A 21,073-nucleotide genomic window follows, 5' to 3' on the forward strand; every position below is an offset into this window, starting at 1 on the left:
TCACTTACATTGCTATTTTCATAATCAACTTTGTGGCTGCTTATTTGATTTATGATGATTCCAGTCTTATCAAACCTCTGATTCAATCTGTTTTAATACTAATCTTATTCATTGTCATAGACTTAATAAAATATGTAATAAAGAAAAGACGCAAACAATTGATCAAGTAGAGATATATAAAATACTCTGTTTCTTTACAATTACTCTATAAACAAACAGTCTCTTAAACGGTGTCTAGAGAGACTGTTAGTTTCGATACTTTCCAATTCACCGTAATCCCACACAACTTCCTAAATCCATTAACAAAGTGTTCTCATATTATCTCTTCAGATATCTTAATAAATAAAGATTTCAAGATTTTTAACATTTGTTTCGCCACACTATTCCTCCTAGTCCCTGCTGTCCGAACTGTTCCAAAATCCATTAGACTTGCTTTCGATAAAACGCAGTGCAACTAAAGCGCTAAATGCCATAGATACGGTTACTTTGGAAATCCATTTAATCCGCTTTCTCCTACTCATTCTTGTCATGCGATACGCTCCTATTCCCTTTATGCATGAATCATACTATCAATCAAAATGACGGTAAAATTATTAATTAATAGATAATCCATCGAACTACTAGGCATTACACATGAATATATATAGTATACAAGTCCCATCATTGGTAATAAACGCAAAATCGATTAGTATTTTCCGAACCGACTTTTGCGCGGAAAGTGAATATGGAGGGAATTGCGTACGACAATAGAACAAAACTCCCTGACGGTGACTAGCTTTGCAGTTCGTTCTCCGGACGCTTCGTTCAATGCTCTAACGGTTGCCATTGAGCTTACCGCCTCTCCAATTTTACTTTTAACGGTGGCCACAGAGCCTATTTCACGCAGGGGCATCCGATATCGCACTTTCCGGGTTCCATAAGCGCGAGCACAACCGTTAGCCTGCAAATTCGCTCATTCTAAGCCAATTAACCTCTGTGACAACCGATATATCCGCTCCTGCACACACATCTCAGACTAGTGCATCATTTCCTAAGCAACAAAAAAAAGAAACTGACCCGTTAAGAGTCAGTCTTCAAAATAGGCAACGATAAGTGTATATCTTCCGTAAAATCATCAGCTCATCAGATGACTTAATCCAAAAAAAGAACTCGCGTCTTATACCATCCATATACCACATTTATCTACGAACTATCTACGATATCTATCTACCACATTTACGCCCTATCTACCATTCATATACCACACTTACCATTCAGCATACCATCAGTCTATCCATTAAGATAGCTTCATCAACTGCCCGCCGTCGACGACGAGGCATTGGCCAGTCATGTAGCGCGATTCCGAGCTAGCCAAGAACAGTGCAGCGTCGGCAATATCCTCCGGCTGACCGATCATCCCCATCGGAATCGACTTCACATATTCGCGGTGAAGCTCCGGGTTGTCTACAATCGGCTTGGTCAGCCTGGTTGCGATCATGCCGGGACACAGCGAGTTGACCCTGATGCCATGTGAGGCAAGATCCAGCGCCATAGACATCATCAGCAGATTCAAGCCGCCTTTGCTTGCGTTGTAATGGGCTTGGTCGCCCTCAGCCGCCATCCCGTTGACGCTGGACATCTGAATAATGGCGCCGCGTATCCCATTGCGCACCATCACTCTGGCCGCCCGCTGCGAGACGAGGAATGCGCCCTTCAAATTAATGTCCATATGCCGATCCCAATCCGCTTCCGTCATCTCCAGGAACGGTGCCGGTGAGCAAATGCCGGCGCAATTCACCAGTACATCGATGCCGCCCCAGCGCTGTTCGACCCCTTCGATCAGCTCATCGATTTGAGCCGTGCTCCGAACATCGACTCCGATGCTCAGCACTTCCCCGCCTGCTTGCTCGATCAACGCCTTCACTTCCTCAAGCGCGTCCTTCTCCAGATCGGCAATGGCGACCTTCGCACCTTCGCTCGCGAAGCGCAGCGCGATAGCCCTGCCGATGCCATGCGAGCTGCCGGTTACGATAGCCGCTTTACCCTTCAGCCGCATGCGCTTCGCCTCCCTGTACACCGCACCAATCTACAATAATCTCCGCATACCACTGAATCAACTGCGTATAGGATACCAGATCCATATATTCATCCGCCGCATGGGCGTTCGCTCCGCCCGGACCCAGTACGAGCGCCGGCGTATCGCTATACAGATTGAACATGAACGCATCGCAGGCGAACGGCGAGCCTTCCACCGGTATCGCTTGCTGGCGCACACTCTCTCCCAGCTTGCCGACGAGCTTCAGGAACTCGTCCGACTTCGCACTTCGCTCCATCTCGCTGCCTTCCAGATAGCGAATAAGCGGCGTAATCTCCGGCCAGCATTTATCCAGCAGCGGATATTGATCACGGCGTGCGTCATAGAATGCCTGCAGCTCGCTCATGATCTCTTCACCCGTCGTGCCCGGGAAGCCTTCGATCCAGAACGTCAACGCTCCGCTTGCGGGAAGCTTCTCTTGGATAAGCCGGTTAATGTCGCCGGAGAACATCGTGAGCAAGGTCACTTCCGGTAGCCGGCCGCCCTCCCACCAATGCGGCACTGTCATATGCTGCTTGCGGTATGCGCCGAAGTCTCGAAGCATATTGGCGAATTCCAATGCCGCTTCCAATGCGCTTACGAGCTCCTCGCCGGCGAATCCGATGCCGCTCTTCCCTTGGAACACCGCACGCCATATGCCGCCTCCGATATGCGCGGGATACAGCTTCAGATTGGACGGCTCCGGAATGATCGCCATATCCGCTTGCGGCCCTCGCAATCTTGCGGCCAAGCTTCCGTTGGCGCCGCCATGCTCTTCGTCGACAACGCTTTCAATATAGACTTTGCCCGCGACAGGCAGCCCCAGATCGGACAGACATTTCACCGCCATAAGCGCTGCAGCCATACCGCCCTTCATATCATAGGAGCCTCTGCCATACAGCTTGCCATCCGCCACCGTTCCAGAGAACGGCGAATGGGACCACTTCTCATCTCCTTCATACACAGTATCCGCATGACCGGAGAACAGCAGTGAACGTCCCTCTCCTTTGCCGAAAAAACAACCCGCCACATTGGGACGGTTCTCATAATCGCGCCCTGGCATATAAGCGCGATGCTCCGTCAAGCCGGCCACCTCCGACAGCTCATAGCTGTCCACGATAGCGCCTGCATCCACCATCCACTCCGCAAAGAAACGCTGATAATCCCCTTCGTTCCCCTTCGGCGGATGATTCACGCTCGGTATGCGCACAAGCTCTGATGCCAGCCTGAACGCTTCCTCCTGATTGCTGCGCACCCAGCTCTCAATCTGCCGCGACCACTCCTGCCGCCGGGACAGACGATCCGCTGCTTGCGCGTCATTGACTGCTGACATGCCGCTCCTCCTTTTCCCCGCTTACCGGATCTGTCCCCGCGCATCGACATGAATGACCTCTGCCGCCTGGCCGTACCGCACGCCTTGCAGCTCATTGTGCAGATTGGATACGGTACAGCAGTGGTTCGGTATGAACTCCAGCTTATCCCCGATAGCGAATGACATGCCGGGAGGCACTCTTACAATGCCGTGCTCCTCGCTCAGCCTCTCCAAGTACACCTCCGCATTGTCCTTCCATATCCCATAGCCTGGACGATGAGGATTCACATCGGAGCTGAACGTCTTGGAGCCTCCGTCGACGATGACCGTGCCGTCCCGCGGTGTGCTTACCACTGTCGTCATTACTGTCATCGCCAGTTCGTCCTTGCCAATAATGGAAGTAGACAATTGGACCCCGTCGCCATATACGTATGCACCGGGTCGAGTCTCCGTCGCGCCGTGCTGCAGCGCAATATACTTCGATGTCGGAGTAGAGCCTACGCTGATCTCGGGGACATGGATGCCTGCTTGCTCCAGCAGCTCCTTGGAGCGCAATAGACCGCCGACTTCCTCTGCCGCCACCTGCTTCAGCCCTTCCTCTGTCGCCTGCCCGTAGGAATGACCGCCGTGCGTCATCAGCCCTTGAACGGAAATCCCCTTCAGTTCCGCTATGCGCTTCACCAGCTCCGCCGTCTCTGCGCCGGGCTCATGACCGCAGCGGTTCAGACCGGTATTCACATCCACGTAAAGCGGTATGGCTGTGCCCAGACTTTCGCCCAGCTGCGAGATTCCTCTCGCCACCTCGACACTATCGACACTCAGTGTAATGGCCACACCGCTCTTGATCAGCTCTGCTACCCTGTGCAGCTTGGTCTCTCCCACAATCGGGAAGGCAATCAGAATATCCCTGATGCCTGCACGAGCCAATATTTCCGCCTCGCCGATTTTCGCAACCGTCATGCCGCAGGCACCATATTCTATCTGCTTCTTGGCAATCGCCACGCTTTTATGCGTCTTGAAGTGGGGGCGAAGCTTTACTCCGGCTGATTTCGCGGAGTCGGCGGCACGCCTCAGATTACGATCCAGCCGTTCCAGATCGACAAGAACGACAGGCGTTTCCAGCTTGTTGATGTCCATCTCTCTCAACCTCCCTTCCTCTTAAGATGTCGGACACCCATCACCTCATGATTTTCCTGCTTTTAGCGATGGATACTTCATTTCCTTGTAGTAGCTCGCGAACGACTTGCCGTCGTAGCCAGCGTACTCCATAGGGACTTCTTCCAGCTTGACCGGTTTCCCTTCTTTTTCTATGGAAATTTTTGCGGCAATTGCTGAGAGTTCAACTTCTGCCAGCTGCTCCATCGCCATAGGCGCCGGCGCCTCTCCTGCTAAGTACGGGCAGACAGCCTCCAGCATGGAAGAATATATGCGGGACGAATCCACCTGGAAATATCCGACCTCCTGCTGGGCGACGACGTTCGCATAGAAGGGCAGATACCTCTTCGTCTTGCCGACGTTCAGCAATCCGCGCCGTCCGTCGCGCCATGTCAGCTCAATCTGATGCTGTCCCGTCGTGCCGATATGCCGCACTTCATGGATACCCGCTCCCAGCAGACCTTGAAGCATTGTATAAGCATGAATACCGTAATTGAACTCGTCGACAGCGCAGCCCGCCATGGCGTATACCCAATCCTCCGCCGCAATTTTGCCGGCCCATTCCCGCACCTCCGGCACGTATCGAAGCGAAGAACCTCCCGTAATGGTCGCGCCTTGCTTCTCCCATTCCACCAATTGCATCAAATCCCTGCGGTTGCCCGCCATGGGCTTATCGATAAAGACTGCCACTCCCGCCTCGATGAAAGGCCGGGCGCGGTCGACATGCACATCCCAATTGCAGCTGCTGATGAACACCGCATCCACTTGCTCCGCCATTTGGTCCAGCGACTCGCATGCGGTCTCAATGCTATGCTCTTGTGCGAATCGGGCAGCGTAGCCGGGCGGATTCACCTCTCCGGTGTCATAGACGGCGGTGACGCGATGCCCCATGTCGCGCAGAATAGGCACGAAGCTTCCGGGATGGGAAGTATCCAGATCAACAAGACCAATCGTTAACGACTTCATTATCCTCATCTTCCTTCCATTAATAGAGATTCATAATGCGGACTGCTCTCCAGCGCTCCTCCGCTCGCAGCGTAGAACGATTCATCCAGGCGGAAAACGCCCCTCTTATTGTCCAGCCAGGGAGCCCCCGCTCGGGGATGGTACCCCTTCATCGTCTCCCAGTTGCGATAATTCTGATGACCGTTCGATTCCAATATGCCTACCTTCAGCTCTGGCAGCAAGGGAAGCCGGCAGGCCAGGTTCTTGTTCCAATCCGTCAGCATGGGATTCGCCGTCAGGTCTGCACAGAAGCAAGCTGCGCCTGCCTCCTGCGCCAGCTTCGCGATGTTCAGGCTCATGCTCATCGTCTTGGCTACCGGCTTCAGGGCGAAAGCGCCATACCCCATGTCAATGCGGGCGCGCGCATCCGCTTCCTCATGAACGCTCTCATCCGCCGCGAATCGGACGGGCAGATCGGACAAGTCAGTCTCCACCTGCTCCGGGAACGGTTCCTCGAACAGGACAATCCCGTCTAGCGCTCCAATGCGGTCTGCATAGGCGATGAAGCGCTCCAGCTGCTCCTTGTTCTCATAGCGTCCATTGGCATCCAAGTAATAAGCTATCTTGCCGCTGTGCGTATATGGCGTCTCATAGCGGGAAGCCAGCTCATGAATGCTCTTCAATCGTGTCATATCCCACTCCAACATCCGCTCGCGATCGCCGTCGCCGGCCGGATCGGCGCCTATTTTCACTTTCAGCAGACCGTATCCCTCGCGAAGCATGTCGTCAATGCCCTCCTCCGTCATGCCGTAAGGAATGAGCGGCACATTGGCCAGCTGCTCCTGGCGCTCATTGAGAATAGCGCCGTAATGCTGCTTCAGCCAATCATCAAACGTATGGCCTTCCTCCTGCATGAACAGACTCCACGCCGCTTGATCCACCGCCACCAGAGCATTGAGTGCAAAGGTGCTTCTCATTGCATCATGATCCGCTTGTTCCTTCCCATACGCCAACACGGGCGGATAGAGCGCATTCAGCAGCTGGAACGGCGAATCGCATGACAAGCCCTCGCTCAGTCCGATCGCATGCTTCGTCATATTCGCCATCAGCGCATTTCCCTCTGCCTCGCCAAATCTCACGAATAGTTCCGCATCCGACCACAGTACGCTCTGGACACCTACCCCAAGGCCGAATCGTCCCTGCTCATCCCGTAAGCCGGCGACGGACTGCCACAGCTCCGTCAAATAAGCGCCCTTGAATCCGAATGGGGACAGCAGCGGCTCGCGCTGGATGGCGTGCCTCCCTTGCACCAGCTTCATGGGTTAGACTCCTTCCTTCTGCAACGACAGGCTCTGCTCTACGATGGACTTGATCGGCTCCGGCTGCCCGCTCTTCAGCGAAGCGATCGCCTGCAGCACCATCAACGTCGCATACAAGCCGTCCACATGGTCGATCGTGGCGGGAGTTCCCTCCTGCAGACAGCGAAGGAACGCCTTGTTCTCCTCCAGGAATCCCGACTCCGTTCCAAGGAACACTTGCGGCTCCGCGCCAGCCTCTCTGTAGGTCAATGTCGTCAACCGGTCCGAGATGGTAATGCTCTTGCCCTCGGCGAATACTTGCATGAAGAACTTGCTCGTCACCGGCGGGCATCCGCAATCACCTTGCACCAGGTTCCCGCCCGCGCCGTTATCGAAGCGATAGACAGCCGTCAAATTATCGACCACCCCTGAAGGCTGGTAGTAATTGCCCCCGACAGCATACACCTCCACAGGATCGCCTCCAGCTACAAAGCGAAGAATATCCGTGGAATGGCAGCCTTGGCTGATCACATTGCCGCCGCCCTTTACGGGATCATTCGGCCATATGTCGTCCCCCCAGCGGTCATCCATCATTTGCATCGTCACCAGAATGGGAGAAGGGATCAGCTCTTTCGCCTTCCACAGCAGCTCGTAGTACCTCATTTTGAATGCCGTGAACAGTGTTTTCCCCGTCTTCTTCACGGCCTCTCCAATTCGCACGCAATCCTCCACGCTCATCGCCAGCGGCTTCTCCACAAGCACATGCTTGCCGCTCTCCAAGGCGCGAATGCAGAAGTCCGCATGGGTATCGTGCATCGTTGTAATATAGACAACATCGATATCGGGGTCGTTGAAGAAGCGATCTGCATCACTTGTCGCATATTCCCCGCCGAACTCATCCAGAAGCTCCCGGGCGCTCTCCTGATACACATCGCAATAAGCGACGAGCTCCATTCCCTCCAGCTGCGCAATGCACTGTGCATGCGTGCGTCCAAGACTGCCGCAGCCGATAATGCCCGCGCGGAACATATTCCCCTTATTTTCTGCCATTCTACTCAATGCCATCTCATCCTTTCCACTCCGATTGATTTGGATCGGTCACACGGATTGCCCCGTATGTTTCAACCTTTGCATCAAACATTCTGATGTACATCTCAGGTGGAATCTCTTCATCTCATCCTTGATCTGGTGTATATATTGATGTATATTGGTTACAACTTACACTAATACCTCTCAATACCCTTTGTCAACCAAATAATTGCTGTATAAGTTGAATCTTCAACGCCGAACTGATGTATATCTATCCTATCTTATATTGGAGGGTGACTTCCCTTGCCGCACGCATCGAAACCAAGTCGCAAAAGCTTTCAGCATCGACTGGATCATATGGTCCAAACGCTTCGATCGGATATTTTGAACGGTCATTATCGCGCCGGAGACTATCTTCCGGGAGAAAAACTGCTCGCCGATCAATTCCTGTTAAGCAACAAATCGATCCGTAAAGGGCTAGATCAGCTCGTATCCGAAGGTCTCATCCAAAAAATAGACCGCGTCGGGAGTCAAGTGCTGCAAGCCGGTACGATCGAAACGGTATCTCTCGGCTACAACTCGACCATTGAGAGAGACATTGCGTTATCGACATTGGTAGACGACTTTCAAGCCCTGCATCCCCGTGTTAGAGTGAAGTGCCTCCCTCTCCAATCTACGAAAGACTATATTCAATCGATCTCTGCCTACATGGAGCATGAGATGATCGATTTATTTACGGTGAACAATCGGGATTTCCAAAGACTGATAGAGGATGGAGAAATAGCTGCGCTTCAGCCCCAAAAGGAGTCCGAAGACGTCTATCCGTTAACCAAGGAAGCATTCCGAAGCAACGGTGCGTTATATGCCAGGCCGCTTGTGTTCTCGCCTCTTGTTCTCGTCTACAATCGCACTCACTTCGCGGAATGCGGCGTCCCGGAGCCGGATGGCAGCTGGACTTGGAACGACGCGCTGCGGCATGCCGCAGCATTGGCGAGTCCCGGTCAGCGGCACGGCATGTACTTCCACCTGCTATCGGATAATCGCTGGCCGATCTTTCCGCTTCAGAGCGGAGTGAACTTCCTTGCCGACGAAGAGTGGTACGAACGGGCGGACAACGAAGTCATAGCAAGCTGCCGCATGTGCAAGACACTCATATCCAATCATCACGTCTTTCCCAATATGCTCTCCGAGAGCAGTGATGATGTGAATGAGCTGTTCAGAGAAGGAAAGGTGTCCATGATTCTGACGACCTACATGTCCTTGAACGACTTCCGGGATACGGAGCTGGATTACGACATATCGCCGCTCCCCTTCCTGTTCGAGCCGAAGTCGGTTACGGTCGTGATCGGCGCTGCCATGAACAAGCGGTCAAGCGGGAAGGCGTCCGCTGAGCTGTTATTGGACTATCTCAGCTCTCCCCGAGCGCAGCAGCTTATACGCCAGCGCACATTGAGCCTGCCCGCGACGAAGAAGGTGGCGGAAGCGCCCCCTATCGCCGTTCAGCACGCTTTCGAAGGAGCCAAGCTGCCAGAGCTGAATATCCCTTCCCGATTCGCACTGTTCCGCGAGACGTTGTCATCGTCGCGGCTGCACTCCGCTCTCCATCTGTCGGATGGATCATTCGCCCGTCTGAAGACGATATTGAAGCACTATTGGGCGGATCTGATGGATGAGAGCGGACTCTACCTGGAGCTGCGCGCCTTATTCCGTGAGGAAGCGAAGAAGCGGCAGCAGCAATAGTGCCGAAGGAGCTGGGAGCGCAGTCGCTCGCTCCAGCCTATGCTGCATCGCTTGCAGCACCGCGCACGCACGCTTCGCATCGCATGCCAGCACCGCAGCTCCCATCCTACCCTTTCACCGCGCCGAGCGTCGCGCCTTCCACAATCTTGCGCTGGAAGAAGACATACATCAGAATCGATGGAAGCATGGCGACGATAACGCCGGCGAACAGCGTGACCCAGTCGGCGGTATATTGCATCTGAATGTTGGCGTGATACATATTGACGGCAATCGTATATTTATCCGGGTCGCCCAAGTAAATGAAGGGATGCAGGAAGTTGTTGTAGAGCGACAGAAACTTGAAGATCGCGACCGTCACGATGCCGGGAGTAGAGAGCGGCACGATGATTCGCCAGAATACGCCGAACAAGGAAGCCCCGTCGATCTTCGCGCTTTCCTCCAGTTCCTTGGGCAGCGACTGCATGAAGCCGCCTAGCAGCAGCAGGAAGAACACGCTCTCCCCGAAGCTGTCCAGAATAATGAGGCCCGTCAGACTGTTCGTCAGATCCAGCTGCTTCATGAGAACGTACTGCGGGACAAGCGCATTAATGCCCGGCAGGAACAACGACAGCATAATGAGCGACCATACGAATGCCCGCCCTCTGAACTGCACCCGTGTTAACGCGTAAGCGTTCAGAGTCGTTAAGAACGTTCCCAGCACGAGACTTACCCCGACATAATAAACCGTATTGATCATCGCCTTCCCAAGCCCGTAGGAATGCCATGCATTGGCATAGTTGCTCCACAGCAGCTTCTTAGGCAGCGACCATATATTCTGAAAAAACTCGGGATTCGACTTCAAAGACACATATACGATCCACGCCAGCGGAAACAGTATCGTAAGCGCCCATAAGAATAGCAGCAATCTCCATATCCCATCAACAAATGTTGCTCTATGCTCCATAGCATGCTCTCCCCTTTAACAATCTTCTAAAATTCATAACCCCGATTAGGCATAAACTTATCAATCATCAGCTTTGCGCCGACCAGAATGACGAACAGCAACATGCCGATAGCGGATGCATAGCCATAACTGTGGATCTCCTCGCCGAAGGCCAGGTTGAACATATATAACCCGATGACATCCGTAGATCCCGATGGACCGCCATTGGTCAGGATCAGAACGAGCTCGAAGCCCTTAATCGTGCCCAAAGAAAGGAACAGCGCACCGACCCGAACGATCGGCATAATGAGCGGGATCGTAATTTTGAACAGCCGCGTCATCGGCTTGGCTCCCTCCAGTATCGCTGACTCGTATAGGGATTCAGGTATGGATCGCATCGCATTCATATAGATAATCGTGTACAGACCGACTCCGCCCCACACCATTGGCGGAATTAGAGCCCAGAGCGCCGTACGCTTATCCCCGAGCCAATAGAAATTACCCGTATCAATGCCGAACACTTCCAGCACGCCGTTAAGCAGTCCATAGCTGCCGTCGTAGATGAACGCCCAGAGCAAAGTCACGACTACCGTCGCAAGCACATTGGGAAAAAAGAATAGTACCTTGTAGAACGCATTCTCACGATACCTTTTGCTAATAAGCAGATGAGCCAAAAACAGGGCAAGCATCGTCGTTGCCGCCGGGACGAATATCATGAGCAGAAAATTGTGGTAAAGCGCTTTCCATACAAAGGGATCGACAAGCATATGCTTATAATTGCTGAGCCCGACAAAAGTCGCATCCGTAAGCCCATCCCAATCTAATAACGAGTAATAAATCGACAGTATGTTGGGATATAGCGTAAATAATAAATACCCTGCTAAACATGGACCGACCGCCAATAAGACGAACAGCCGCTTCTGCGCTTTTTCCCTGAATATCCAGCTTCCTCTTTTTAACGAAACATCTTGCTGTAAAACTGCATTTTTCTCCACCTGTGACCCTCCCCATTGCGTTATAATAAGAATCATAAACCGTAAGCGTTTTCTTGCTAGTTTATAAGTTACTGTACTAAAATAGATATAAAGAAGCTTTAACCCTAATTCAACTTTATAAATACTTTATATAGTGATTGTAATAATTGCCGATTGAGCTGTCAACTATTTCCTCTTTATTTGCTTTAAAATTGGCTCCTTTCTTCTTATAAGCATTGCGTTATACATTTACCCATCCTTAACTTTTATTTGACAGGCTTATTTACTTCGACTATATTTTTATATAGCAACTATACAGTACAGATGACGATGAATGAGGGATATGTAATGAAGAACAGACCGACTCGAAAAAGCTTCCAGGCCAAGCTGGATCAGATGGTACGGCAACTGCGCAATGATATCGTCACCGGTCGTTATGCGGCAGGAGATTTCCTCCCTTCCGAGACTGCTCTCGTAGAGCAATACGAACTCAGCAACAAGTCTATACGCAGAGGGCTTGACCAACTGGTAGAGGAAGGCTACATCATAAAGAAACACCGCATCGGCGCGATGGTCACGGAAGCTGCCCGGCAGAGCAAAGTCACGATTACGCTGGGAGTCAGCCCGTCCATTGAGCGCGATTTGGATTTGCAGCATGTGCTGGACAGCTTTCATCAAGACAATCCCGGCATTCGGGTGAAGACGATTACCTTCTCCACCTCGACATCGTTCGACTACTTGAATACAGCCAGGCAGTATTTGGAGAATGGGCTGATCGACGTCATGTCCATCAACCATATTAACTTTCAGGAGTTCGCCGAGCACGAGAGCACTCACTTGCTGGAGCCGCTTGCGCCCAACGCCAAGCATTATCCTTTCCTGACGGAAGCATTCACGCTAAAGAAGAAAACCTATGTGCAGCCGCTCGTCTTCACTCCCGTTATTCTGTGCTACAACAAGGATCACTTCCGCGAAGCCGATCTGCTGGAGCCCGACAGCAGCTGGACTTGGGACGATGTAGCCAGAGCAGCAGAGAAGCTCGCGAAGCCGCCGGAGCGTCACGGATTGTACTTCCATCTGCTGTCCGAGAACCGCTGGCCGGTCTTCTTGCTGCAGAGCGGCATGACGTTCCGAAGGGAAGAAGAGGGGCGCTATCGCTTGAACGGAACGAAGCTGATGGACAGCATCGAGCTGTGCGGGGAGCTCATTCACAATCGGAAGGCGTTCCCCAACTTCATGTCGGAGAATAGCGACGATGCCATTCAGCTGTTCCTGCAAGAGAAGCTGTCTCTGACGCTCATCAATTACTTAAGCTTGAACGAATTCAAGGATTCGGACCTGAACTACGATATTTGCCCGCTGCCGTACATCAACAAGCCGGCCACCTTGCTTATATCCATCGGCATGGCCATCAATGCGAAGTCCGATCAGAAGGAAGCTGCGGGCATGCTGGTGGATTACCTGGCATCGGAGAAGGCACAGCGCTTGTTGCGCGAGAGGACGCTTAGTATTCCCAGCATGAAGCCGATCGCCGAGTGGAAGCCGGAGAACGTGGATGAGACGCTGAACAGGCCGGAGAGCTACTATTTGTTCAAGGATATTATGCCGACCTATCACTTCCACCGCGATCTGAACTTGACCGCCAATCAGTTCAAGAGCCTCAAGAGCACGCTTCAACTGTACTGGTCGGGCTTGCTGGACAAGAATGAGCTAGCGAGCAAGCTGGAGGAGGAGCTGGAGGCTTCAGTCCCCTGAAGAGAAGCTCCTCTTAAGGCGGCCTATGTTGAACTTAATTGAACATAGGCCCAATACTTCATTAATAGTGCTCGAAGGGAGCTCCCACTTCACTAAGGACAGGATGGGCAATATACAATTGCTTGGAAGCCTGATCGGCAATCATGCCTACCGACAACTTGATCGAACCGCTGTCCGGCATGCGGAAGACGCTGGATATGATGCGCCAGTCCGTGCTGTTAGCATACCCTTGCGTATTGGCACCGTTTCCTGTTATAAATAATTGCGCATTCATGCCGGAATGCGACTGCTTGATATACATACCGAAATACAAATACTTGCCTGCTAATTCCGGATAGTCCTCCGCTTGGATGTAAAATCCCCATTGGTCCGGCGTTCTTGCCCCCGTGTAGGAATAAACGCTATGCATCCTGTAGCTGTGATCCGCTGCTGCGAACGTCCCCGGCATCCCGAAATCTCTCACCTTCTGAAATTGCTCAAGCGCCGGCGCATAATTTACTTTTGGAGTATAACGGATATCTGCGTTATGAAAGGTAGGCATGTCGGCCAGTACCATATCGTCTACTTGCAATGGAACGATATTCAGGTAAGGCCGGTAGGAAGAGGTGACGTCGTTGTCCCGCATCGTAATGCCGTTTATATTTGTTCCCAGACCGGTCTTGTTGGTTCCCGTTCTAAGTACAGTGAAGTTCCTGTTCGGACCAGAATATATGAATGTATTCTTCCTTATTTCCAGTCCTATCTCCGCCGCGTACCCCGCCACAAAAACCTCTTCTTGCTTCACGGAGACAAAGTTATCCGAGACGGTCACATTGCGCGACGGATAACGCCCTTGAATGGCTTCTGGCTCGGCTGCCGATACATTGCCGTTCAGGATGATGCAAGCCTTCAGGCTTATCGCCGGGTTCGTAAATGCAAGCCCGCTTGCGCCATTATTCTCGAAGTAGCAATTATGTATGCCGAGATTAAAAGCTCCCTTCTTCACATAAATGCCGCATTGCTCATTTTTCTCAATCGTACAGCCCTGTATTCTGGCCTCCAAGCTTTCATGCGCCATATGAATGCCGATACCGCCATTTCCGAATATTTTGGTATTGATGACATTCAGAGCATTCACCTGTCCGGCTGTGAACAACAGACCGTCTCCGCTATTGAAGGAAAGCTCGCAGGTTTCCACATCATTGCACCATCCGTAACCAATGCCCAGCGCCGCTAATTGCGTCCCTTGAATGCAAAGCTTGCGGAACAACGTATGGGACAGCTTCGCCGCATACAGACCATATTTCATTCGCTTAGGGTCATGAATTGTTCCACTAACTATGCCAAACTCTGTGAATTCAAAGCGGTTCGCCACTCTTGAATCCGTAAACTTGAACACGACCTCAAGCGGAGCGTTCTCCGTGAACTGGGGATGAGGCTTGAAGAGGGACAAATAAACACCGTCACCTGCCATGCGAATAGGAGCACCATCCGAAGCGATCATAATGGGAGCGGATACCAAATAATGACCAGAAGGCACGTATACGCCATGCCCTTTTAATTGAGCCGTATTAATCGCTTGCTGTATCGCAGCTGTATCATCCGCCGCATCGTCCCCTTTGGCGCCAAACCATCGTATATTCAAGCTGCCGCTGAACATTCTTTTGAACCTTGCCCCCGCCGACGCTACAATCGTGATGCCGTTATCATCTGCTGACAGAAGGTCTGTCGGGTCGTAATAAAAACATCCCTCTCTGCCTGAATCGGTTACATAGAAAACCAAATGCTCACGTGCCTCCGTTACCATCCTCAGCTCAGCAATCGTTGTCGTTATAAGGATCTCCCCGTTATTCAACGCTTCAATCCACGGTTGTCTTTCCCCTATTGCATTAGTCCGCATATCGTTTCCATATACGCTGTCCGTTACAGATGTGTCTTTATTGCTCCCAGGCGAAGCCATTACTGATCCTTGAAGCAGATTGCCCGCTGCGTAAGCGGCTCCCATCATCCCAATCGATGCAAGAAGCTTTCTTCTGCTAATCATGCCCTCTTTTTTTGTAGCGCTTTCATTTTCTTCTGCATAGTCCCCGGTATTTCTGATTTCATCCGTCATTTTCACAGCCTCCTGTACGAGATTTGGGTTGTTACTCCTACATGGTGCTTGTATACTGGATGATAACGATACGTCTCAATCAACTCTACCGGAGGAACCCCAATGGACTATCCTATCGTCGTTAGAGATCAACAATATATGAAGGATAAGCGCGCATTCATGCTTCGTTCCTCCAGTAGCATGAACTGGACATTGTTCGCACCGGAAGCCGGCCGCTTCCAATTCCGCATCAACAGCTGCGCTGGCGAGGCCGGCTCCGGAGATCTTCTTGTCTGTCCGCCTCATACGATGCTTCACCGCGAAATGGTCGATCCGTTAAGTTCACATTACGTCAAGTTCGACTATGCCCGCACAAGCATCCAGCATGAGAGCGATATGGCCGAGCAACTACGTGAACTATTCGCATATAAGATAACGCTTACAGATCAAGAGCGGCTTCGCAGCACACTGCGCAGTCTGCATGCGGTCGATCATCTTCATGACCGGGACAGCGCTCTGTGGCGAACACATCTGATGAACGATCTGTGGCTCTCCATTAAGCAAGAGGCGACAGGCGCTGCCCAATCGCGCAGCATCGGCGATCCGCTCATGGCGGAAGCGCAGCAATGGCTAAAAGCTCATCTGCATGAGGCACTGTTCATCCGCGATGTAGCTGCACGATTCCACCTGCATCCGGTACACTTCGCCCGCAGATTCAATCGATGCTTCGGCGTGACACCGTCTCAATATTTGACCAGATGCAGAATCGAGAACGGACAAAAGCTGCTGCGTCAGACCGATTATACGATTGAGCATATCGCACAATTATGCGGCTACGATAACGGCTTTTACTTCAGCCGCATGTTCACCAAGATAATCCGCATGAGCCCGTCCCAATACCGGAAGACGTATAGCCCGTTAACACCGTGAGAAGTTATCAGGTTCTTCTGTGTCGCTTCACTTAAAGCAATTGCCCGTCTTGCACCAGCCTTCGCTTGAGCGCATCGTAATCCACACTCTGAATATCGCAATCATTCTCCATGGCAAGCACAGCTGCCGTGCCTGCGGATTGGCCCAGCATCAGAAAAACCGGTTCCAGTCTTAGCGAGCCGTAAGCAATATGGGATGCGGAAAGGCAGACAGGGACAAGCAAGTTCGTGCATTGCTCCCCCTTAGGCACTATGGCCCGGTATGAGATCGGATACGGACCTGCCGTCATCACTTCAACATTGCCTTCATTCACGCAGCATCCGTCAATGACCAGTCTTCTGCAGTTATGGGAGTCCATCTTGTAGGATGCGATCGCTACAGCGTCATGCTCTCTGACATAATGACGGCAGTGATTCTCGTTAATAACGACTTCAGAGATCATACGGCGCCCTTCCCGAATGTACAATTGATGCGGCCAATTCGCCGTTTTCATGAACTCGTCGCCCGCCAGTCCCCACTGACTCATCTCTTCTCTAATATAAGAAGGTACGCTGTCGTCATAGCTGAGGAAATAAAGCATGCCCAGATTATAATTCACATGATCCTGAAAGATCGCTTCCCTCGTCTTAAAATCCGCTTCCGGCCAGGCATGATTGGCGCCGATATGGTCCGTGCTGACCGCCCCGTGATTGTTCAGATCCGTCTTCCCTTGCTGCAACATGCTGTTCAGCGATACGGCATCCCATACGCCTGCGCGCAAGTAGCGCTCCAATAAGGCGAATCGCTTCGGATTATAGCCGGGCGGCTCAGGGAACGGCAACCGATTATCGGGTATATTCGTCAGACAGATGCGGAAGTTATAGGCCTGAACAGACTTGTCTCCTTGACCTTGTACGCCTGGCGCTTCGTCCGACACCCCGGGAAGCAGTCCGCTGTCCGGCTTGCCCGGTAAGACATACGGGTCAATCCAGGCATTGAAGCGATGGGTCGGCGAGCCGAACTGTATACCGTTGTAAGTTTCCTGGTAGACGCTGTTCGCTTCCCTGCCTACATGATAAGCCACGCCGGAGCGAGCCATCAGATCGCCTTCGTACGTTGCGTCAATGAACATTTTGCCGCGGAATACGTTGCCGTTCTCCATCACAAGCTCCGTTATTCGGGCTCCCCGCTTCGTCACTGAGCGCAAATATTGACCGTAATATATCTTCACGCCCGCACGATCCAGCCAACGCTGGAACACTTCTGTCGCTGCCGACGGCTCGAACAGGAACACGGCTCCATCCTCTTCGCCACCGCCATACTTCTCCCCCATCTCCCGGTAAAATTGCCTCGCAAGCCCGCCAATGGTGTCCTTCACTCCGAAGTCCGTCTTGCCCAAGCCTCCCGCCGTCGTGCCTCCCAGATGATAGCCGGCCTCGGCTATCACGACAGACGTCCCCATACCTGCCGCCTGTACCGCAGCGGTAATCGCCGCCGGCGTCGCGCCGTATATGCACAGATCTGCTTCAACCGCCCTCTCAAGCCGCTCGCTCTTCTCTGGCATGTAATACTTCAATTGACTGAAATCGACCACTTCCATTCCCTCCGCTTCCCTGCAATTTGCTTTCCACCTCTTCACTATACATGCAGCCAGCGCGATGCCCCATGCACTTAACCGATTCCGGTATATACATTTGCAACATGCTTCATTTATTGCAACGCCAAGCGCCCCCGCTATTCCAGCAGGGGCGCTTGCTTGAGTCGCACTTATTGTTGCGCCTGACGCGCCTTCTCCATCAATTCCTCCGCCTGCTGGAGCATCGGCAGCGGGTCCTTGTTGCCTTCGGCAATTTCATTCGTTGCATCCGTCACAAGTTTTTTGGCCTGCTGGAATGCAGGGTCTGTCAAGGTGACCGTGTGATAGCCGCTATCCATCATGACCTTGTTGTTGTCGATGAATTGAAACATGGCTTTCGGAGCATCCTGCAGCTTGCTGGCACGCTCCGGGTCTTCCGTGAAATCCTTGCGTACGGGCAGCATGCCGCCCTTTTCCGCAATGACGGTCTGTATATCCATGTTCCAGAACCACAGGCTGAACTCCATCGCCCACTTCTTGGTCAGCTCCGGCTTGTTCGCCCAGATGTGAAAGCCGTTGCCGGTAGAATTGCGAATGACGAAGGTTTGATCGGGATCCTCTCCGAAAGGAATGGCCATATATCCCCATTCGAAATCTTCAGGCGTCGCATTTTTCATCTCATTCCCGATCCAGCTGCCATTCGATGCTAATGCAGCCTTTCCTTGCAGCACTTGCATTTGTGATTGTGTATGATTGAGCGCCGACACCCCTTTCGGGAAATAGCCCTTCTTACCCAGCTCATAGATGCGGGACCACAAATCAATGGATTCGTCAGATGTATAATAAGGCTTGCTGTATGTCCGGAATTGTTGCACGAACGGCTCCAAGTTATCGCTTAGCAATGCGAGATGAAACTGCGACCATGGACCGAAAGCATTATATATATAGTTGGGATAAACGCCCGGATAAGTAATGGGAATGATGCCATCAGCTTTAATGGCAGCCAATAAGTCCAAAAATTCCGTCCATGTGACCGGATTCATATTCCATCCTTTTTCTTCAAATAATTGTTTGTTGAAAAACAAACCAGCTCCTGTTCCCGCAATTGGCAAAGAATAGGTTTTGCCCAGAAGCCTCTTCGTTGCTTCGAACTGTCCGTTCAAAGAAATATCTTTAATCGTAACGCCTGACTTGTCATATAGCTCCCGCTCCCACAAATGCTCTACCGGCTCCAACTTTCCCGCAGCGACCAAGCTAATCAATGCGCCATCGCCGCCAGGAATCCCTCCGGAGAACATATCGAACATCCCTTCATCGCCCGCAGCTATTCTAGTAGAAGTCATTTTTGCAATATCTGGCGATGAAGTAATGTCGAAAGATACATTCGGGAATTTCTGTTTAAATGTATCAACAGCCAAGTCGAACCATTCCTTGCCCATGCCCTGATTGGCAAAGCCGATCTTCAATGTCACCTCTTCGTGCCTGGGCAATCCGTTCTCCGCGTATACGTCCTCCTCCAGCTGAACATTTTCATGGTTATCTGAATTGCGGGAATGACTGCTGCCGGGAGCAGTCTCGGAAGCAGGATCCTCGCCTTCATTGCCTGAGCATGCGGACAGGCTTACTACGAGCAGCACAATAAACACCAGTTTCGAAAACCCTTTCAATTGTTTCATTCACATAAGACCTCCTCTTTTATAGTACAACTATACTATACCTTTCGCATTCCGGAGCCCCCATGCACTTAAGCGATTCCAATATATACTTTTGCAACATGCTTTATAAATTGCAATGCAAAGCACCCCCTGCTATTCCAGCAGGGGGTGCTTGCTTGAATCCATCTTATTTTTGCGCCTGACGCGCCTTCTCCATCAGCTTCTCGGCTTCCTCCAGCATCGGCACAGGGTCCTTCGTGCCTTCGGCAATCTCATTGATGGAATCTGTATAGAGCTTAGTCGCCTGCTGGAAAGCAGGGTCCGTCAAAGTGACGGTATGGAAGCCGCTTTCCATCAACACCTTGTTGTTGTCAATGAATTCGAACATCGCTTTCGGAGCATTCTGCAGCTTGTCGGCCCGTGCCGCATCTTCCGTGAAGTCCTTGCGCACCGGCAGCATGCCGCCCTTCTCCGCAATCAGTTCCTGTACATCCATATTCCACAGCCACAGGCTGAATTCCATCGCCCATTTCTTGTTCAACTCCGGCTTATTCGCCCAAATATGAAAGCCGTTGCCCGTGGAATTGCGGATGACGAAGGTTTGATCCGGCTCCTCGCCGAACGGCACCGCCATAAAGCCCCACTCGAAACCTTCCGGCGTCGCGTTCTTCATCTCATTGCCGATCCAGCTGCCGTTGGATGCCAGTGCCGCCTGTCTCTGCAACACCTGCATCTGCGATTGCGTATGATTGAGCGCCGAGACTCCTTTCGGGAAGTAGCCCTTCTTGCCCAGCTCATAGACGCGGTTCCACATCTCAATCATCTCATCCGAGGTATAATAAGGATTCGCATATTCCCGGAATTGCTTCGTGAATGCATCCTGATTGTCGTTGACCATCGCAATATGGAACAGTGACCAGGGACCGAATGCATTGGATATATAGCCGGGATATACGCCGGGATAGGTGATGGGAATTAGGCCATCCGCTTTAATAGCCGCCAGCAGATCCGTAAATTCCGTCCACGTCTTCGGATTGTTGTTCCAGCCCTTCTCTTCGAACAGCTTCTTGTCGAAGAACAGTCCCGCGCCTGTGCCCGCAATCGGCAAGGAATAAGTCTGGCCTAATATGCGCGTCGTTCCTTCGAATTGCCCTTCCAGCGAGATATCCTTCAAGGTAGTGCCGGACTTGTCATACAGCTCCCGGTCCCATAGATGCTCGACCGGCTCCAGCTTCCCTGCGTCTACCAGACTGTTCAATGCTGCGTTCCCGCCCGGAATCCCGCCGGAGAACATATCGAACATGTCGTCGTCGCCAGCCGCGATCTTGGTCGACGTAATCTTTGCAATATCAGGGGAAGAGGTAATATCCAGCTTCACATTGGGGAATTTCTTCTCGAACGATTCCACAGCCGCGTCGAACCATTCTTTGCCCATCCCTTGATTGGCGAAGCCGACTTTTAGCGTAACCTTCTCGTTTTTCGGCAGTCCGTTCTCCGGATACACGTCCTCTTCCGGCTTGCTCGTGCTATCCGCATTCGTCTTTCCGCCGGAATTCGTGCTGGCGGGAGAGCTTTCTTTAGGAGCGTTGCTTCCTCCGTTGCCTGCGCATGCGGACAGCAGAACCGCAAGCATGCATACAATCGTAAATAGCGTAGTAAGGTTTCTTTTTCTCATTTTC

General features: G+C 52.0%; 16 protein-coding genes. 3 read left to right on the top strand and 13 right to left on the bottom strand.

The annotated features are described in order from the left end of the window. Positions 1–1,276 precede the first annotated feature (1,276 nt). The 6 genes from ACFQ2I_RS13760 to ACFQ2I_RS13785 are packed head-to-tail and all read right to left on the bottom strand — an operon-like array spanning position 1,277 to position 7,813. The gene (locus ACFQ2I_RS13760) at positions 1,277–2,035 is read right to left on the bottom strand and encodes an SDR family NAD(P)-dependent oxidoreductase (protein WP_377564956.1); all 759 of its coding nucleotides are present in this window, start codon (positions 2,033–2,035) and stop codon (positions 1,277–1,279) included. Then, positions 2,019–3,386: a M20/M25/M40 family metallo-hydrolase gene (locus ACFQ2I_RS13765; protein ID WP_377564957.1), complete on the bottom strand. Its 1,368-nt coding sequence runs from the start codon at positions 3,384–3,386 to the stop codon at positions 2,019–2,021. The genes ACFQ2I_RS13760 and ACFQ2I_RS13765 overlap by 17 nt, the downstream gene beginning before the upstream one ends. Before the next feature lie 21 nt (positions 3,387–3,407). Further along, entirely contained in the window at positions 3,408–4,502 is a 1,095-nt protein-coding gene (locus ACFQ2I_RS13770; protein ID WP_377564959.1) for an alanine racemase, read from the bottom strand. A gap of 45 nt (positions 4,503–4,547) precedes the next feature. Beyond that, a complete protein-coding gene (locus ACFQ2I_RS13775; RefSeq protein WP_377564961.1) occupies positions 4,548–5,486 on the bottom strand; it encodes a Gfo/Idh/MocA family protein in 939 nt (312 codons plus the stop codon). Between the two features lie 5 nt (positions 5,487–5,491). After that, positions 5,492–6,784: a hypothetical protein gene (locus tag ACFQ2I_RS13780; protein WP_377564962.1), complete on the bottom strand. Its 1,293-nt coding sequence runs from the start codon at positions 6,782–6,784 to the stop codon at positions 5,492–5,494. A 3-nt stretch (positions 6,785–6,787) separates the two neighbouring features. Then, positions 6,788–7,813 carry a Gfo/Idh/MocA family protein gene (locus ACFQ2I_RS13785; RefSeq protein WP_377565047.1) on the bottom strand — a complete coding sequence of 342 codons (1,026 nt, stop codon included), beginning with the start codon at positions 7,811–7,813 and terminating at the stop codon, positions 6,788–6,790. A gap of 282 nt (positions 7,814–8,095) precedes the next feature. Here ACFQ2I_RS13785 and ACFQ2I_RS13790 point away from each other — a divergent pair, with 282 nt between their 5' ends. Next, positions 8,096–9,532, top strand: coding sequence for an extracellular solute-binding protein (locus tag ACFQ2I_RS13790; RefSeq protein WP_377564963.1), 1,437 nt, complete (start codon positions 8,096–8,098; stop codon positions 9,530–9,532). Here ACFQ2I_RS13790 and ACFQ2I_RS13795 read toward each other — a convergent pair. From ACFQ2I_RS13795 to ACFQ2I_RS13805, 3 genes are read right to left on the bottom strand one after another with little or no spacing between them, the layout of a single operon-like run. Continuing rightward, positions 9,494–9,637 carry a hypothetical protein gene (locus tag ACFQ2I_RS13795; RefSeq protein WP_377564965.1) on the bottom strand — a complete coding sequence of 48 codons (144 nt, stop codon included), beginning with the start codon at positions 9,635–9,637 and terminating at the stop codon, positions 9,494–9,496. The two genes, ACFQ2I_RS13790 and ACFQ2I_RS13795, sit on opposite strands and share 39 nt — an antisense overlap. A 1-nt stretch (position 9,638) precedes the next feature. Further along, positions 9,639–10,475, bottom strand: coding sequence for a carbohydrate ABC transporter permease (locus tag ACFQ2I_RS13800; RefSeq protein ID WP_377564966.1), 837 nt, complete (start codon positions 10,473–10,475; stop codon positions 9,639–9,641). Positions 10,476–10,501: 26 nt separating this feature from the next. Then, positions 10,502–11,449 (bottom strand): carbohydrate ABC transporter permease, encoded by a 948-nt coding sequence (locus ACFQ2I_RS13805; protein WP_377564967.1) that lies wholly within the window; start codon positions 11,447–11,449, stop codon positions 10,502–10,504. 327 nt (positions 11,450–11,776) lie between these two features. Here ACFQ2I_RS13805 and ACFQ2I_RS13810 point away from each other — a divergent pair, with 327 nt between their 5' ends. Continuing rightward, entirely contained in the window at positions 11,777–13,183 is a 1,407-nt protein-coding gene (locus tag ACFQ2I_RS13810; protein WP_377564969.1) for an extracellular solute-binding protein, read from the top strand. A 61-nt stretch (positions 13,184–13,244) separates the two neighbouring features. On the opposite strand, the gene ACFQ2I_RS13815 is transcribed toward ACFQ2I_RS13810, so the two are convergent. After that, on the bottom strand, positions 13,245–15,275 hold the full coding sequence (locus tag ACFQ2I_RS13815) for a glycosyl hydrolase family 28-related protein (protein WP_377564970.1): 2,031 nt from the start codon (positions 15,273–15,275) through the stop codon (positions 13,245–13,247). Positions 15,276–15,377: 102 nt separating this feature from the next. Here ACFQ2I_RS13815 and ACFQ2I_RS13820 point away from each other — a divergent pair, with 102 nt between their 5' ends. Then, positions 15,378–16,184, top strand: a complete 807-nt coding sequence (locus ACFQ2I_RS13820) for a helix-turn-helix domain-containing protein (RefSeq protein WP_377564971.1) — start codon at positions 15,378–15,380, stop codon at positions 16,182–16,184. Positions 16,185–16,215: 31 nt separating this feature from the next. Here ACFQ2I_RS13820 and ACFQ2I_RS13825 read toward each other — a convergent pair whose 3' ends face one another. From ACFQ2I_RS13825 to ACFQ2I_RS13835, 3 genes are all read right to left on the bottom strand, one after another. Further along, the gene (locus ACFQ2I_RS13825) at positions 16,216–17,763 is read right to left on the bottom strand and encodes an FAD-dependent oxidoreductase (protein ID WP_377564972.1); all 1,548 of its coding nucleotides are present in this window, start codon (positions 17,761–17,763) and stop codon (positions 16,216–16,218) included. 167 nt (positions 17,764–17,930) lie between these two features. Beyond that, positions 17,931–19,415, bottom strand: coding sequence for an extracellular solute-binding protein (locus ACFQ2I_RS13830; protein WP_377564973.1), 1,485 nt, complete (start codon positions 19,413–19,415; stop codon positions 17,931–17,933). Positions 19,416–19,581: 166 nt separating this feature from the next. Continuing rightward, positions 19,582–21,069, bottom strand: coding sequence for an extracellular solute-binding protein (locus ACFQ2I_RS13835; RefSeq protein WP_377564974.1), 1,488 nt, complete (start codon positions 21,067–21,069; stop codon positions 19,582–19,584). Positions 21,070–21,073 lie beyond the last annotated feature (4 nt).

The sequence above is a fragment of the Paenibacillus chungangensis genome (assembly GCF_042675905.1).
Lineage (GTDB): Bacteria > Bacillota > Bacilli > Paenibacillales > Paenibacillaceae > Pristimantibacillus > Pristimantibacillus chungangensis.